This window comes from Sphingomonas echinoides, from assembly GCF_029623395.1.
Taxonomy (GTDB): Bacteria; Pseudomonadota; Alphaproteobacteria; order Sphingomonadales; family Sphingomonadaceae; genus Sphingomonas; species Sphingomonas echinoides_A.
Window position 1 is genome coordinate 1 of sequence record NZ_JAPYKK010000008.1, and the last position, 14,267, is coordinate 14,267.

The 14,267-nt window shown below is 67.6% G+C and carries 16 protein-coding genes; 11 read left to right on the forward strand and 5 right to left on the reverse strand.

The genetic code is table 11. The features are described 5' to 3' along the window. The first annotated feature begins 73 nt into the window (after window positions 1-73). Window positions 74-1,378, forward strand: coding sequence for a nicotinate phosphoribosyltransferase (gene pncB, locus QBJ92_RS06665; RefSeq protein WP_277968911.1), 1,305 nt, complete (start codon window positions 74-76; stop codon window positions 1,376-1,378). A 28-nt stretch (window positions 1,379-1,406) separates the two neighbouring features. Here pncB and hisC read toward each other — a convergent pair whose 3' ends face one another. The 4 genes from hisC to QBJ92_RS06685 all read right to left on the reverse strand — a co-directional run bounded on the left by hisC (window position 1,407) and on the right by QBJ92_RS06685 (window position 3,996). After that, a complete protein-coding gene (gene hisC, locus QBJ92_RS06670; RefSeq protein WP_277968912.1) occupies window positions 1,407-2,501 on the reverse strand; it encodes a histidinol-phosphate transaminase in 1,095 nt (364 codons plus the stop codon). A 27-nt stretch (window positions 2,502-2,528) separates the two neighbouring features. Next, the gene (gene map / locus QBJ92_RS06675) at window positions 2,529-3,311 is read right to left on the reverse strand and encodes a type I methionyl aminopeptidase (RefSeq protein WP_277968913.1); all 783 of its coding nucleotides are present in this window, start codon (window positions 3,309-3,311) and stop codon (window positions 2,529-2,531) included. Window position 3,312: 1 nt separating this feature from the next. Then, the gene (locus tag QBJ92_RS06680) at window positions 3,313-3,519 is read right to left on the reverse strand and encodes a ParD-like family protein (protein WP_277968914.1); all 207 of its coding nucleotides are present in this window, start codon (window positions 3,517-3,519) and stop codon (window positions 3,313-3,315) included. 66 nt (window positions 3,520-3,585) lie between these two features. Further along, the gene (locus QBJ92_RS06685; RefSeq protein ID WP_277968915.1) at window positions 3,586-3,996 is read right to left on the reverse strand and encodes a flagellar assembly protein FliX; all 411 of its coding nucleotides are present in this window, start codon (window positions 3,994-3,996) and stop codon (window positions 3,586-3,588) included. A 91-nt stretch (window positions 3,997-4,087) separates the two neighbouring features. Between QBJ92_RS06685 and QBJ92_RS06690 the strand changes: the two genes are divergently transcribed. The 3 genes from QBJ92_RS06690 to QBJ92_RS06700 are packed head-to-tail and all read left to right on the forward strand — an operon-like array spanning window position 4,088 to window position 5,905. Next, window positions 4,088-5,206: a flagellar basal body P-ring protein FlgI gene (locus QBJ92_RS06690; protein ID WP_277968916.1), complete on the forward strand. Its 1,119-nt coding sequence runs from the start codon at window positions 4,088-4,090 to the stop codon at window positions 5,204-5,206. Beyond that, on the forward strand, window positions 5,203-5,493 hold the full coding sequence (locus QBJ92_RS06695) for a rod-binding protein (protein WP_277968917.1): 291 nt from the start codon (window positions 5,203-5,205) through the stop codon (window positions 5,491-5,493). Before QBJ92_RS06690 ends, QBJ92_RS06695 begins: the two co-directional genes overlap by 4 nt. Further along, window positions 5,483-5,905, forward strand: a complete 423-nt coding sequence (locus QBJ92_RS06700) for a hypothetical protein (protein WP_277968918.1) — start codon at window positions 5,483-5,485, stop codon at window positions 5,903-5,905. The genes QBJ92_RS06695 and QBJ92_RS06700 overlap by 11 nt, the downstream gene beginning before the upstream one ends. A gap of 100 nt (window positions 5,906-6,005) precedes the next feature. On the opposite strand, the gene QBJ92_RS06705 is transcribed toward QBJ92_RS06700, so the two are convergent. Continuing rightward, entirely contained in the window at window positions 6,006-6,416 is a 411-nt protein-coding gene (locus QBJ92_RS06705) for a flagellar basal body protein (RefSeq protein WP_277968919.1), read from the reverse strand. Window positions 6,417-6,542: 126 nt separating this feature from the next. Here QBJ92_RS06705 and QBJ92_RS06710 point away from each other — a divergent pair, with 126 nt between their 5' ends. The 7 genes from QBJ92_RS06710 (at window position 6,543) to QBJ92_RS06740 (ending at window position 14,266) form a co-directional block, all read left to right on the forward strand. Beyond that, window positions 6,543-7,574, forward strand: a complete 1,032-nt coding sequence (locus tag QBJ92_RS06710; protein WP_277968920.1) for a flagellar motor switch protein FliG — start codon at window positions 6,543-6,545, stop codon at window positions 7,572-7,574. Window positions 7,575-7,589: 15 nt separating this feature from the next. Further along, window positions 7,590-8,273 (forward strand): FliH/SctL family protein, encoded by a 684-nt coding sequence (locus tag QBJ92_RS06715; RefSeq protein ID WP_277968921.1) that lies wholly within the window; start codon window positions 7,590-7,592, stop codon window positions 8,271-8,273. A 14-nt stretch (window positions 8,274-8,287) separates the two neighbouring features. Beyond that, window positions 8,288-8,827 carry a heme NO-binding domain-containing protein gene (locus tag QBJ92_RS06720; RefSeq protein WP_277968922.1) on the forward strand — a complete coding sequence of 180 codons (540 nt, stop codon included), beginning with the start codon at window positions 8,288-8,290 and terminating at the stop codon, window positions 8,825-8,827. Further along, complete coding sequence (locus QBJ92_RS06725; RefSeq protein WP_277969033.1) at window positions 8,824-10,827, forward strand: putative bifunctional diguanylate cyclase/phosphodiesterase; 2,004 nt, start codon at window positions 8,824-8,826, stop codon at window positions 10,825-10,827. The genes QBJ92_RS06720 and QBJ92_RS06725 overlap by 4 nt, the downstream gene beginning before the upstream one ends. A 145-nt stretch (window positions 10,828-10,972) precedes the next feature. Next, complete coding sequence (gene fliF, locus QBJ92_RS06730; protein WP_277968923.1) at window positions 10,973-12,571, forward strand: flagellar basal-body MS-ring/collar protein FliF; 1,599 nt, start codon at window positions 10,973-10,975, stop codon at window positions 12,569-12,571. Next, window positions 12,571-12,960, forward strand: coding sequence for a flagellar motor switch protein FliN (fliN, locus tag QBJ92_RS06735; protein WP_277969034.1), 390 nt, complete (start codon window positions 12,571-12,573; stop codon window positions 12,958-12,960). Before fliF ends, fliN begins: the two co-directional genes overlap by 1 nt. 4 nt (window positions 12,961-12,964) lie before the next feature. Further along, on the forward strand, window positions 12,965-14,266 hold the full coding sequence (locus QBJ92_RS06740) for a sigma-54-dependent transcriptional regulator (RefSeq protein WP_277968924.1): 1,302 nt from the start codon (window positions 12,965-12,967) through the stop codon (window positions 14,264-14,266). Window position 14,267 lies beyond the last annotated feature (1 nt).

Below are 14,267 nucleotides of genomic sequence, written 5' to 3' on the forward strand. Positions count from 1 at the left end.
TAAAGGGGAGGGGCTTTTGTCCATCGCTTGCCCACGGTAGACATTCCCCCGCAATGCCGGAACAAGCGCGCGCATGATCCTCACCGATATCGCGACGCGTACCTACAACCACGGCTGGCGGCTCGATCCGATCGTGCGCAGCCTGCTCGATACCGATTTCTACAAACTGCTGATGCTCCAGATGATCCGCCACCTCCACCCCGAGGTGAGCGCAACTTTTTCGGTCATCAACCGCACGAAGTCGGTCCGGCTCGCCGAAGTGATAGACGAGGCCGAACTCCGCGCACAGCTCGATCACGCGTGTGCGGTGCGGTTCGGGAAGAAGGAGCTGATCTGGCTCGCGGGCAACAGCTTCTACGGCAAGGAACGGATGTTCGCGTCGGATTTCATCGGCTGGCTCGCCGATTTCCAGCTTCCGGCGTACGATCTGCGCGTGGTCGACGGGCAATATGAGCTGCATTTCGACGGTCCGTGGACGCACACCACCATGTGGGAAGTCCCCGCGCTCGCAATCCTCAACGAACTGCGCTCACGCGCGGCACTACGCGGACACGGGCGGTTCGAACTCGACATCACCTATTCGCGCGCCAAGGCGCGACTGTGGGACAAGGTTGAAAGACTCAAGCAATTGCCCGGCCTGGTCCTGTCGGATTTCGGGACGCGACGGCGGCACGGATTCCTGTGGCAACGCTGGTGCGTCGAAGCGCTCAAGGAAGGGCTCGGCGACCGGTTCATCGGCACGTCGAACGTGCTGCTCGCGATGGACACCGATCTCGAGGCGATCGGCACGAACGCGCATGAACTGCCGATGGTCGCCGCGGCGCTCGCGCGGGACGATGCCGAGCTTGCTGCTGCGCCCTATCAGGTGCTCGAGGACTGGCGCCGGCATTATGCAGGTAATCTGCTGATCGCGCTGCCCGATGCGTTCGGCACCACCGCCTTCCTGGCGAACGCGCCGCACTGGCTATCGGAATGGAGCGGCTTCCGCCCCGACAGCGCGCCACCGATTCCGGCGGGCGAGCAGATCATCGCCTGGTGGCAACAGCACGGTGTCGACCCGCGCGAGAAGCTGCTGATCTTCTCGGACGGGATGGACGTCGACTCGATCGAGCAGGTCTATCGCCATTTCCACGGGCGGGTGCGGATGAGCTTCGGCTGGGGGACCAACCTCACCAACGACTTCCGTGGCTGCGACTCGCGCGGGGGTGCGACGCTCGAACCGATCTCGCTGGTGTGCAAGGTGACGGAGGCCAACGGTCGTCCGGCGGTCAAGCTGTCGGACAACCCCGCCAAGGCGACGGGGGATCCGGCGGAAATCGACCGCTACCTCCGCGTATTCGGCGCGGAGGGGCGGATCGCGAGCAAGGTCGTCGTCTGAGCCTTTCCACCGCCGACCGGCCTTGCGCTTACCCGTTGACGATTTCGCGCAGCGCCTCCGCCAGGCCGCGTGTTTCGGCTTCGGTGCCGATCGTCATCCGCAATCCGTTCGCCAGCCCCTGCCCCGGCAACCAGCGGACGATATAGCCGCGCTCGAGCAGCGCCTTATACGCGGTCTCCGCGGTAACCGCGCCTTCGAACAGGACGAGCACGAAGTTCGCCTCGCTCGGCACGGGACGCAGGCCCGCATTGCCGAGACTGGCCATTTCGGTGGCGAACCAGGCGCGCCATACGCGATTATGCTCGCGCGACTGGGTGATGAAATCCGCCGCGCCGAGTGCCGCAACCGCCGCCTCTTGTCCGGCGGTGGTGCAGCAGAACGGCGCGCGAATGCGGTGCATCGCCGAGACCGCCTCTTCCGAGCCATAGCCCCAGCCGATCCGCTCCGCGGCAAGCCCGTGGATCTTGGAGAAAGTCCGCGTGACGATCACGTTGGGCTGGGTGCGCGCGAGTTCGAGCCCGCCGTCGTCATCCTCGGGCGCGAGATATTCGGCATAGGCCTGATCGAGCACGAGCATCACGTGCGCCGGCAGCGCCGCATGAAGCCGCGCGATCTCGTCCTTGCGCGCGAAGGTGCCGGTCGGGTTGTTGGGGTTGGCGACGAACACGATCCGGGTGCGATTGGTGACGCAGGCGAGGATCGCGTCGACGTCGGTCGCATAGTCGGTGTCCGGTGCGGTCACCAGCGTCGCGCCGACGCGGCGGGTGGCGATTTCATAGACCGCGAAACCGTAGCGGACCTGGATCACCTCGTCGCCGGGCCCGGCATAGGCGCCCGCGATCAGGTGGAGCACTTCGTCCGACCCGGTGCCGTAGATGACGCGTGCAGGGTCGAGATCGTGATGCGCGGCGATCGCCTCGCGCAGCGCGATCGCGCCCGCATCGGGGTAGCGTGCGAGGTCACCCGCATGGCGCGAGAAAGCGGAGACCGCCTGCGCGCTGGTGCCGAGCGGATTCTCGTTCGACGACAGCTTGATCACGGGGGCATCGCCATCCGTGGTCGAGCGACCCGGAACATAAGGAGCGATGGCCATGACCCAGGCCTTGGGAAGCGGTGCGTTCATGCCGAGCCCGTTAGCGCTTGCCGCACGTTATGGGAAGCGTTTGGGCCCGCCCGCGGTCTCGTCGCGCCGCAGCGTGAGAACCTCGACCCCGGTGGCGGTCACCGCGACGGTATGTTCGAACTGCGCGGACAATTTGCCGTCGTCGGTCACCACTGTCCAGCCGTCTTCCTCGGTCGAGACCTTGCGCGTGCCCTGGTTGAGCATCGGCTCGATCGTGAAGGTCATCCCCTCGCGCAACACCATGCCGGTGCCCGCGCGCCCGAAGTGGAGGACGGTCGGCGCCTCATGCATCTCGCGGCCGATCCCGTGGCCCGCATAATCGCGCACCACCGCATAGCCGTTCTTCTTGGCATGCCGTTCGATCGCAAAGCCGATGTCGCCGAGCCGCGCGCCGGGGCGGACCGCGCCGATCCCCTTCCACATCGCTTCCTGCGTCACGCGCACCAGCCGCCGGGCGGCGGGGGATGCGGTGCCGACGATGTAGGTCTTGCTCGAATCCGCGATGAACCCGTTCTTCTCGAGCGTGATGTCGAGATTGATGATGTCGCCGTCCGCGATGATGTCGTCTTCGCTCGGCACGCCGTGGCAGACGACCTGATTGATCGAACAGTTGAGCACATACTTGAAGCCGTATTGCCCTTTGCTGGCGGGGCGCGCGGCGAGGTCCACGGTGATGAACCGCTCGACCAGATCGTTGATCTGCAACGTCGACCGGCCCGCGAGCTCCTGCGTGTCGAGCATCTCGAACACCGCCGCGAGCAATGTGCCCGACTGGCGCATCAAAGCGAGCTCGTCGGTGGTCTTGACCATCTCAGGCGGACGCGTCGGCGGGAAGATGCACCTTGGCGGACGCGAGCTGCGCGGCGACGATGTCGTTGAACGACAGCGTCGGATGCGCCTCGGCGAGCATGCCGACCTTCATCCAGAATTCGGCCTGTGCGTTGATCGAGCGGCACATCACCGTGCTGGCGCGGCGCGCTTCCTCGTGCAGCACGTCGTCGATCTTCACGATACCCATCGGTGCGCTTCCGTACCTATTACCATATGGTTCGTATATGTTTCGTATCGTGGATCGTCAATGCGATCACGCCAGCCGCTCGTGCCGCGCGAGTTCGACGCGGACGCGCAGTTCGACATCGTGCGCGATTTCAGCGGCTTGTGGATCGTCGGGCGGCACGAACTGCTCCACCCAGTCGCTGAGCTCGGCGAGCATCGCAGGGGCCACCGGCCCGGTCGCGGACACCGCGTGCAGTCGCTCAAGCAAGCCCAGCCCGCGATCGACCGCCGCCACCATCCGGCGACGTCGCTCGCGCGGGGGTTCGGTCGCGGCGAGCGCGACGAGCATCTGGACCGACGTCGCCGCCTGCAACGGACGCGGCGTCGGGGGCAGCTCGGTCGCGGGCGCGGCGACGTCGCTCGCACGGAACGCCCCGGTCGCGCGCGGCAGCGCCGCGAGCAACGCCTGTACCGGCAGGGATACGCCTTCGACCCGCAAAACCTAGCCTCCGCGGCGAACCGACCTCGCCTTCCCTTTCTATAAGAGAGGCGAACGGCCTTCGGTGGCCGGGGGGAAGGGAAATATGCGCATGGCCGCGATACTCCGCACCGCGCTGGTGCTGCCGCTTGGCGGCGCGCTCGCGCTCCTGCTGGCGAGCCCGGCGATGGCGAGCGGGCGAATCAAGGACGTGGTCGACGTCGAGAACGTCCGGTCGAACCAGCTCGTCGGCTACGGCATCGTCGTCGGGCTCGCCGGCACCGGCGACCGCACCCGCAACGCGCCGTTCACCGAGGAATCGCTCCAGGCGATGCTCGAGCGGATGGGGGTCAACGTCCGCGGCTCGCCGCTCAAGACGCAGAACGTCGCCGCGGTCTCGATCACCGCGACGATGCCGCCGTTCGCGCGCGCTGGCTCGCGGATCGACGTTACCGTCTCGGCGATCGGCGACGCGACCAGCCTGCAGGGGGGCACGCTGATCGTCTCCTCGCTGCGCGCACTCGACGGCGAGATCTACGCGGTCGCGCAAGGCCCGCTCGCGGTCTCCGGCTTCAAGGCGCAGGGGGCCGGCGCGAGCGTCAGCCGCGGCGTCGCCACCTCCGCGCGGATCGCCGACGGCGCGATCATCGAGCGCGAAGTGCCCTATGCGCTGCGCTCCGCGACGACGCTCAAGCTCGCACTCAAGAACCCCGATTTCACCACCGCCAACACGATCGCGGCGGCGGTCAACGGCCGGTTCGCGGGGACCGCCACGGTGCTCGACCCCGCCACGGTCGAGCTCCATTCGGGGAGCGGTTTCGGCGGATCGATGGTCGATCTGGTCGGCGCAATCGAGAATCTACCGGTCAAGGTCGACCAGCCCGCCCGCGTCGTCATCAACGAGGCCTCGGGCACGGTGGTGATGGGCGCGGACGTGCGGATCAGCCCGGTCGCGATCGCGCAAGGCGGACTGACGATCAGCGTCACCGAGAGCCCGGTGGTGTCGCAACCCGCGCCGCTGTCCAACGGCCAGACGACGACCGTCCCGCGCACCGCGATCACGGTCAACGACGGCAACAACGCCTCGCTCGGGCTGGTCGGCGGCGAGCCGACGCTCGCCGCATTGGTCAGCGGGCTCAACACGCTCGGGGTCAGCCCGCGCGACCTGATCACGATCCTCCAGGCGGTGAAGAGCGCAGGCGCGCTTCAGGCCGATATCCAGGTGCAATGATGGACCCGATCACGCCCGCCCGCGCTACGCCCCTGCTGACGATCACCCCGAAGGACCGCGCCACCGCGCAGTCGTTCGAGGCGGTGTTCCTCGGCCAGATGACGCAGTTGATGATGGAAAGCGTCGACACCGGCACCTTTTCCGGCGGCCACGGCGAGGAAGTCTTCCGCGGCGTGCTCGCGGAAAAGCTCGGCACCGCGATGGCGGCACGCGGCGGACTGGGCCTCGCGCCCGCGGTGCTCGATCAGATCCTCCGGCTCAAGCAAGGAACCTCCGATGCGCAATGACCTGCTCGACCTCGTCCAGTCGCTGCTGTCCCTGATCGAGGAGGAAAGCGCGCTGCTCGGCCAGCCCGGCGGCTATCGTCGGATCGGCGAACTGGCGACCGCCAAGGCGCGCGTCGTTGCGCAATTGGAGACGCGGCTGGCGCAATCCGAGCGCGAGACGCCGGGCTGGCAGGACCGGCTCGAGCCCGAAGACCGCGTCGCCTTGGCGACGGCCTCCGAAACGTTGATGGACGCGGCGCGCGCGAATGCCGCGGTGCTCGCGCGGCAGATTTCGCTGTCGGACGAACTGCTCGCGGTGATCGCACAGGAAGCACAACGCAAGACCGGCGCGACCGCCACCGCTTATGGCGCGGGGGGTGTATTGTGGAGCACCGAACAGGCTGCCCCGATTGCGATCAACGCGAGTTTGTAGGGGCACTTGCCGTGCTCCTGCGAAGGCAGGAGCCCAGAATTACGAACGCTTCGCCCGTTACCCTGGACTCCCGCCTTCGCGGGAGAACAACCTCAAGTCTTCACCCGCCGTGCTTGCCCAGCGCCGTCTGGAGCAACGCCTGCTGCTTGCGGTAGATGTTGGTGACCGCGGCGAAATCGGCCTGGATCTGGCCCATCTTGAGCAACTGGTCCTCCAGCGTGACATTGTTGCCGTCGGCCTTGGTCTCGAACGTGTCCGGATCCGCGACGACGCCGCCCCCGACCCCGGTGCGCGCGCCGAGCGCAACCATCGCCGCCGTCGCCGCCACGCGCGGCGCGGCAACCCGCGTACTGCTCCCCCCCGCACCGACCAGATCCGAAAAGTCGGGCGCGGTCACGTCCTGCGCCTTGAAGCCCGGCGTTTCGCTGTTGGCGATGTTCTGCGCCACAACACGCTGACGTGCCGCGAGAAAGTGCATCTGTTGCGCGGCGCCCGCCATCAGGTCTGTCATCGTCGTTGCGTCCCTCCGTTGACCGTATTGCGCGATGCCGAGCCCGAATACCCGTGGCGCGCCTCTATAATAGACGCGCCGCGCAGCGTTTGGCCGCGGTAACGATGTCGCTGGAGCAGTCCTGCCATGCTGATGGCCCCCGTCGCCGAACCCGTCGAACTGAAGCGTTTCACCCAGCGCGAGCGTGCCGCCGCGCTGATGCTCGCGCTTGGGCAGGATTATGGCGCACCGATCTGGGAACAGCTGTCGGTTGAGGAAATGAAGGAGCTTTCCGCGGCGATGTCCCAGCTCGGGCGCGTTCCCGCGGCGGTGGTCGAGCATCTGCTGCTGCAATTCACCACCGAAATCTCGACGCTCGCGTCCTGTCACGGTTCGTTCGAAACGACCGAGCGGTTGCTGGCGGGAATGATGCCGCCGGAAAAGGTCCGCGACATCATGGAAGACATTCGCGGGCCTTCGGGCCGGACGATGTGGGACAAATTGTCGAACGTCAGCGAAGGCGTGCTCGCGGGGTATCTCAAGAACGAATATCCGCAGACGATCGCGGTGATCCTGTCCAAGCTCAAGTCGGACCATGCCGCACGCGTGCTCGCCGCGCTGCCGCGCGATCTTGCGGTCGACGTCGTCCAGCGGATGCTGCGGATGGACACGGTGCAGAAGGAAGTGCTCGCGCAAGTCGAGGCGACGCTCAAGAACGAATTCATGGCCAATTTCGCGCGCTCGCAACGACGCGACCCGCATGAGGCGATGGCCGAGCTGTTCAACGCAATGGATCGCTCGACCGAGGAAGCGATGCTCGAGGCGCTCGACGCCAAGGCGCCCGAATCGGCGGAGCGGATCCGCGCGCTGATGTTCACCTTCGAGGATCTCGCCAATCTGCTCCCTGCCGCGATCGGGGTGATCGTCCGCCAGGCCGACAAGCGGCAGATGGCGCTGGCGCTGAAGGGGGCGCCCGAGGTCATTCGGCAGCTGTTCTTCTCCACCATGACCGAACGGTCGGCCAAGCTGCTGCGCGAGGACATGGGCAGCATGGGCCCGATCCGCGCGCGCGATTGCGAGGAAGCCCAGAACACGCTCGTCCGCCTGGCGAAGTCGCTCGCCGAACGGGGAGAGATCGTGCTGGTCGACCCCAAGAGCGACGACACGATGATCCTGTGATGCAGAGGTAAGACGATGGACCTGTCGTTCCAGGCGCGCCCGTTCGCGTTCGATCGGATCTTCACCGCCGCGCCGTCGGCGCCGCCGGGCCGCGCGCCCGACCGCGATGCCGTGTCGCTCGCGATCGAGCTCGAACTGCTCCAGGCCGACATCGCGCGGCGCGATGCGGACCACCACGCGGAACTGACGCGCGCACGCGCCGACGGGTTCGAGGCGGGGCTGGTCCATGCGCGCGCTGACCGCGAGACTGCGCTGCTGGCGGCGATCGATGCGCTCCACGTCGGGGTCGAGTCGCTTACCGAGACGGTCGAGGAAACCCGCGCCCAGCTGATCGACGACGCGGCCGACCTCGCCCGCGCCGCCGCAACGCATCTGGCCGCGCATACGCTTGCGCTCGACCCCGCCGCGCCGATCGACGCGGCGATCGGGCGCGCGCTGGTGCAAGTCGCACGGGGGACCGAACTCGTCGTCCGGGTCCATCCCGACCTGCTGCCCGAAATCGAAGCGCGGATCGCGGTGCGGCAGGGCAACGACCGCCGCCGGTTGCGGCTGCATGTCGAGGCCGACGAAACGCTTGCCATCGGCGATGCCCGGATCGATTGGGATGAAGGCGGGTCGTGCCTGGATCGTGCCGCGCGCGAGGCCGCTATCCGCAACGAATTCGAAACCTTATTGGATCATAATTCGCTTCGCTCATAAGGGTTTGTGCGTCCATGAAAGGTGTCATCTTCAATCTCCTGGAAGAGGCCGTGGTGCTCGAACACGGTCCCGACACCTGGACCGACCTGATCGATGCGACGGGAGTCGACGGAGCGTTCACGTCGCTTGGCAGCTATCCCGACGAAACGCTGCTGGCGCTCGTCGATACGGCGGCGGCGGCCACCGGCAAGACCCCGAGCGACGTGCTCCGCTGGTTCGGCGCGGCGGCCATGCCGCTGCTTGCCGAACGCTACGGCGTGTTCTTCACGGGCCATTCCGGCGCGCGGAGCTTCATCCTCAGCGTCAACGAAATCATCCACCCCGAAGTCCGCAAGCTCTATTCGGGCGCAGGTTGCCCGCATTTCCAGTTCAGCACCGATGCCGAAGGCGCCATGATCATCGGGTATCAGTCCCCGCGGCGGCTGTGCGCGCTGGCGGAGGGGTTCATCCTCGGTGCAGCCGCCCATTATGGCGAGCAGGTGACGATTACGCACCTCGCGTGCATGCTGGACGGCAGCCCGTTATGCCGGATCCGAGTCCGGTGGGTCGAATGATCCACGCCGGGGTGGCGGAACCGCCTTCACTCGAGGCGCGGCTTGCTCGCGCCGAGCGCGCGACGATCCGCGAACGCACCGCGCGGCTCGAAGCCGAGCGGATCGCCGAGCACGGCCTGCGCACGCTGTACGAAAGCAAGCAGCGACTGCAATTGCTCCAGCACATCACGGGTGTCGCCAATCGCGCGCGGACCATCGCCGAAGCGCTGGGGACCGCGCTCGAGGCGATCTGCGAGCGGATGAACTGGACGATCGGCAATGTCCTGATGGTGTCGGCGGACCGCACCTACGTTGAGGGATGCAACATCTGGCGCGCCAACGACGCAAGCGGCGTGATGGCGTTCGTCGAGGCATCGCGTCGGATGCGGTTCCCGATCGGCGAAGGCCTTCCGGGCCGCGTGTTTGCGACCGGGCGGTCGGAATGGATCGCCAACCCCGGTCATTCGGCGATGTTCGTCCGCGCGCCGGAAGCGATTCGCTGCGATCTTGGTACGGGTTGCGCGTTTCCGGTGCTGGCCGGGGACGAAGTGGTCGCGGTGCTCGAATTCTACATGCGCCAGGCGGTCCCCGAAGATCCCGAGATCGTCGAGATCCTCGAACAGGCGAGCATCCAGCTTGGCCGTGTGTTCGAACGGGACCGCGCGCAGCGCGCGCTGATCCATGATGCGCTGCACGACCCGCTGACCGGCCTGCCCAACCGCGCGCTGTTCAACGACCGGTTGCAGGAAAGCTTCGAGCGCCTCACCCCCGCGCGCCGCCATGCGCTCGCGGTGCTGGTACTGGATCTCGACGGGTTCAAGCAAGTCAACGACACGCTCGGCCACCATGCCGGCGACCGGGTGCTGATCCGAGTCGGCCGCGCCTTGTCCGATGCGCTGACGCTGCTGGAGCAACGGCCGGGTACGGACCTCGACGGCATACGCTTCTCCCCCGCGCGGATGGGGGGCGACGAGTTCACCGTCCTGGTCGAGGATCTTGCGGGTGAGGATCTTGCACAGCACGGCGCGATCGACGCGATTGCCACCGCGCTTCACCGCGCGCTCGATGAGAATCTCGGTTCGGTGAGCGAGCCCGCACAGGTCGGCGCCTCGATCGGCTATGCGATCGGCAGCGCGGTCCACGCGAGCGTCGACCAGCTGCTGCGCGACGCGGACCTCGCGATGTACGAGGCGAAGGCGGGCGGGCGCGGACGGACGGTCGGGTTCACCGACGCCCTGGGCGACACGCTGCGCGACCGCGCGCGGCTGACGAACGAATTGCGCGAGGGGATCGAGCGCTGCGAATTCGAGCTCGACTATCAGCCGATCGTCACGCTCGATTCGGCGAAGTCGGTCTGCGGATTCGAAGCGCTGGTCCGCTGGAACCATCCGGTGCGGGGGCGGCTGTTGCCGGCCGAGTTCATCGCCGTCGCCGAAAGCAGCGGGCTGATCCTGTACCTGGGGGATTGGGTGCTGCGCGAGGCGTGCCGCACCGCCGCAAGCTGGCCGGCGCCCGGCGGGCAAGCCCCGTTCATCAGCATCAACATCGCCGCGCGTCAATTCGCGCAACCGGGCTTTGCCGCGCGAGTCCGCCAGATCGTGCTCGAAACGGGCGTCGAGCCGACCCGGATCCGGCTGGAACTGACCGAAAGCACTGCGATCGTCGACATCGATCATACCTGCGCGGTCATCCAGGAAATCCGCAAATGGGGCGTGCAGACCAGTCTCGATGATTTCGGCACAGGCTTCTCGTCGCTGTCGTCGTTGCACCGACTGCCGTTCGACGTGCTCAAGATCGACCGCAGTTTCGTGATGGCGATGGACGGGAACGGCAAGGGCGACGGGATCGTCCGCGCGATCGTCGCGCTTGCCCGGACGATCGGCATGACGATCGTCGCGGAAGGGATCGAGACCCCGGCGCAAGCCGAATTGCTGATCGGACTGGGGTGTGAACTCGGCCAGGGCTATCATTTCGGCCGCCCCGCGCTCGCCAGCCAGACCGCCGCGCTGCTCGAGCGCTGACCGGCGCGCGGCGAAAGCCGTCACGACCCGGCAAAAATTTCCCCCCGGCAAGACCTGCCGATCCGCATCCTCCCTATAAATTGCCAAAGCGGGGCCGCTGCCTCGCACAGCGACGGGGTCTGGGTTGGAGCAGGTTCGCACTCTGATGGCCCAATTGGGGCCGAAACGCCTGATCATCATGGGCGTGGTCGCCGCGGCGCTGCTCGCGGTGCTGGGCGCGGTCGCGTTGCGCGGCGAGGATCGCACGATGGCGTTCCTCTACACCGACCTCGACCCCTCCGCCGCCGCCGCGATCGGCGAGAAGCTGCGCGCGCAGAACATCCCGTTCCAATTGTCCGCCGATGGCAGCGCAGTGATGGCGCCGCAGGACAAGGTCGCGGCACTGCGCATGACGCTCGCCGGGGATCGGCTGGGCGGCAAGATCGGCTATGACGTGCTCGACGCCCAGCAGCCGTTCGGTGTGTCCGCATCGCGCGCGAAGATGGACGAGACTCGCGCGATCGAAGGCGAACTCGCCCGGTCGATCCAGAGTATCGATGCCGTCACGCACGCCCGCGTCCATCTCGTCATGCCCGAGCGCCAGATGTTCGCCGCCGAAGCGCGGCACGCGTCCGCGTCGGTCTCGGTCAAGACGCGCGGTCGCTTGCCCGGCGAGACGATCCAGTCGATCCGGTACCTCGTTGCGTCCGCGGTGCCCGAGCTCTCCCCCGAAGCGGTGTCGATCGTCGACCAGACCGGCGCGCTGCTAGCGCGGGCGGGGGAAGCAAACGCGGGCGGCGGCGCGGATGCCGACACGCGTCAGACGCAGGTCGAGGCAAAACTGCGCGATCAGGTCATCACCTTGCTCGAGCCGATCGTCGGCCAGGGCAAGGTCCGCGCCGAAGTCTCCGCGCAGATCGACCGCGACCAGACGCGCGAGGATTCGACCGTGTTCGATCCCGACAAGCAAGTCATCGCGCATCAGGTGACCGTCGACAGCGACGACCAGAACCGTGAACTCCAGGGCACCGGCGCGGCCAGCGTCGCGACGCAATTGCCCGAAGCGCAGGGGCAGCCCCCCGCGACCGGCGGCAGCGACACGCGCCAGACCGCGAAGAAGGAAACCTCCGAGGACACGACCTATTCGAACAGCGCGACGCACAGCGTGGTCGTTCGGGCGCCGGGCAAGATCAATCGGCTGACGGTCGCGGTGATGGTCGACGGTGGGACCAAGGGGCTCCCCGCGCCGCAGATCCAGCGGCTGACCCGGCTGGTCGAGAACACGGTTGGGCTGGACGCGCAACGCGGCGACAGCGTCGTCATCGAAAGCATGGCGTTTGCCACGGACGATGCGCTGGCGGACAGCAAGAGCGCATGGTGGTCGGTGCTGACGTCGGACCAGGTCGTCGGGCTGGTCAAGCTGCTGATGATCGCCGTCGTCGGCCTGATCGCGCTGCGGATGATCCGCGCCCGCCGGGACCCGGCGCCGGCGACCGACCCCGAGGCAGCGCAAGCCGCGCTGGCTGATCAGCAGGCCGAGATGCTCGCGATCGCCGAACAGGCGGCAGGCGGCGACCCCGAGGCGCTGCGACGGCTCGAGGCGCTGCAGGCGTCGCAAACCGACCAGCCGTTGCTCGACCATGAGATCACCGTCGCGCAGGTCGACGGCCGCGTGAAGGCGTCGGTGCTCAAGAAGATCGGGGACAGCGTGGCGGCCAGCCCGCCCGAAGCCGCCGCGGTGCTGCGGCAATGGATGAACGCATGATGGAGCAGACCATGTCCGACGACGCCTTTCCCGCTGGCGATCCGATGTCGCACGATCTCGCGACCCTGAGTGGCGCCGGCGACGATGGGATAGCCCCCGTCTACCAGGAATTCGACGACCACCCCACGGAACAGCATCGCGCCAGACCGACCGGGCTCGAGGCGGTGCACGAGGTTCCGGTCAAGGTGCAGGCGGTACTGGGGCGGGCGCAAATGCCCGTCGGCGATTTGCTCGATCTGTCCACGGGCATGGTGTTCGAGCTTGACCGTCGCGTAGGCGAACCAGTCGACGTGTTCGTCAACGACCGGCTGGTTGCGCGCGGTGAAGTCGTGCTGGTCGATCATGCGCTGGGCGTGACGCTCACCGAAATCGTTCGGGCGGGACGCTGAGCCGGTGGCGGGTTCGATCGTTCGGATGCTGCTCGTCGGCCCTGCCGATGGTGCGTTTCACGTCGCCGCGGGAATGGCGCGCGACGCAGGCGCCGAAGTCGCGACCGCGACCACGGTCGAGGCGGCGCTGGCATGCCTGCGCGAACAGGGCGCTGCGCTGGTGATGATCGACGTCGCGACCGACGTCTGCGGGTTCCTCGCGGATCTTGCCGCCGAGCGGTTCGCGGTTCCCGTCATCGCGTGCGGGATCGATGCGTCGGCGGCGCGCGCGGTCGCGGCGATCCGCGCGGGCGCGCGCGACTATGTGCCGTTGCCGCCGGACCGCGAACTGATCGCCGCGGCGATCCGCGAGATCGCCGCCCTTCCGGCCGGGCCGTTGATCGGCGCGCATCCCGCCTTCCTGCGCGCGCTCGACTTTGCCCGCGCGATGGGCGCGAGCCATGCCCCGATCCTGCTGACCGGCGAACGCGGCACCGGCAAGGAACGCGTCGCACAGGCGATTCATCAGGCCGGGCGCGGCGGCGGGACGTTCGTGACGATCGAATGCGCCGGGGTCGCCCCCGACATTCTGGAATATGAACTGTTCGGCCATGACGGCACCGCCTTCCCGATGGCGCGCGCGCAGCGGCGGGGTGCGATGACGACCGCGCGTGGCGGTACGGTGTTCCTGCGCGACATTGAAGTCCTACCCGCGGCGTTGCAGGCGCGGTTGCTCGGCGCGATCGACGAGGCGGGTGCGCCCCGCATGATCGCAAGCGCGCGCCGCGCGCTTGAGGCACTGGTCGACGCGGGGCGGTTCCGCGCGGATCTGCTCGCGCGCTTCGCGCTGGCGACGATCATCCTGCCGCCGCTGCGCGCGCGCGGCGGGGACATCCCCTTGCTCGCGCGGAGTTTCGCCACAAGCTTTGCGGCATCGGAAGGGCGCCCTGCTCCGACGCTGTCGGATCAGACGTGCCGTCTGCTTGCCGGCTATGGCTGGCCGGGCAACATCGCCGAACTCCAGGACGTCATGCACCGCGCGGTGCTGCTCAGCGCTGGGCCGGACCTCTCGCCGGACGCGCTGGTTCTGGCGGACGGGTCACGCATCGCGGCGACTGCGACGCGCGGGAATGGCCCCGCCGAAATGGACGCGCTGGTCGGGCGCACGGTCGAGGACGTCGAGCGCGACCTGATCCTGCTGACACTGGAACGGTGTCGCGGCAACCGCACCTCCGCCTCGCAGATCCTCGGCATTTCGGTGCGGACGATGCGCAACAAGCTCAAGACCTTCGTCGAGGCGGGAATCGCCGTGACACCGGCGGTCTGAG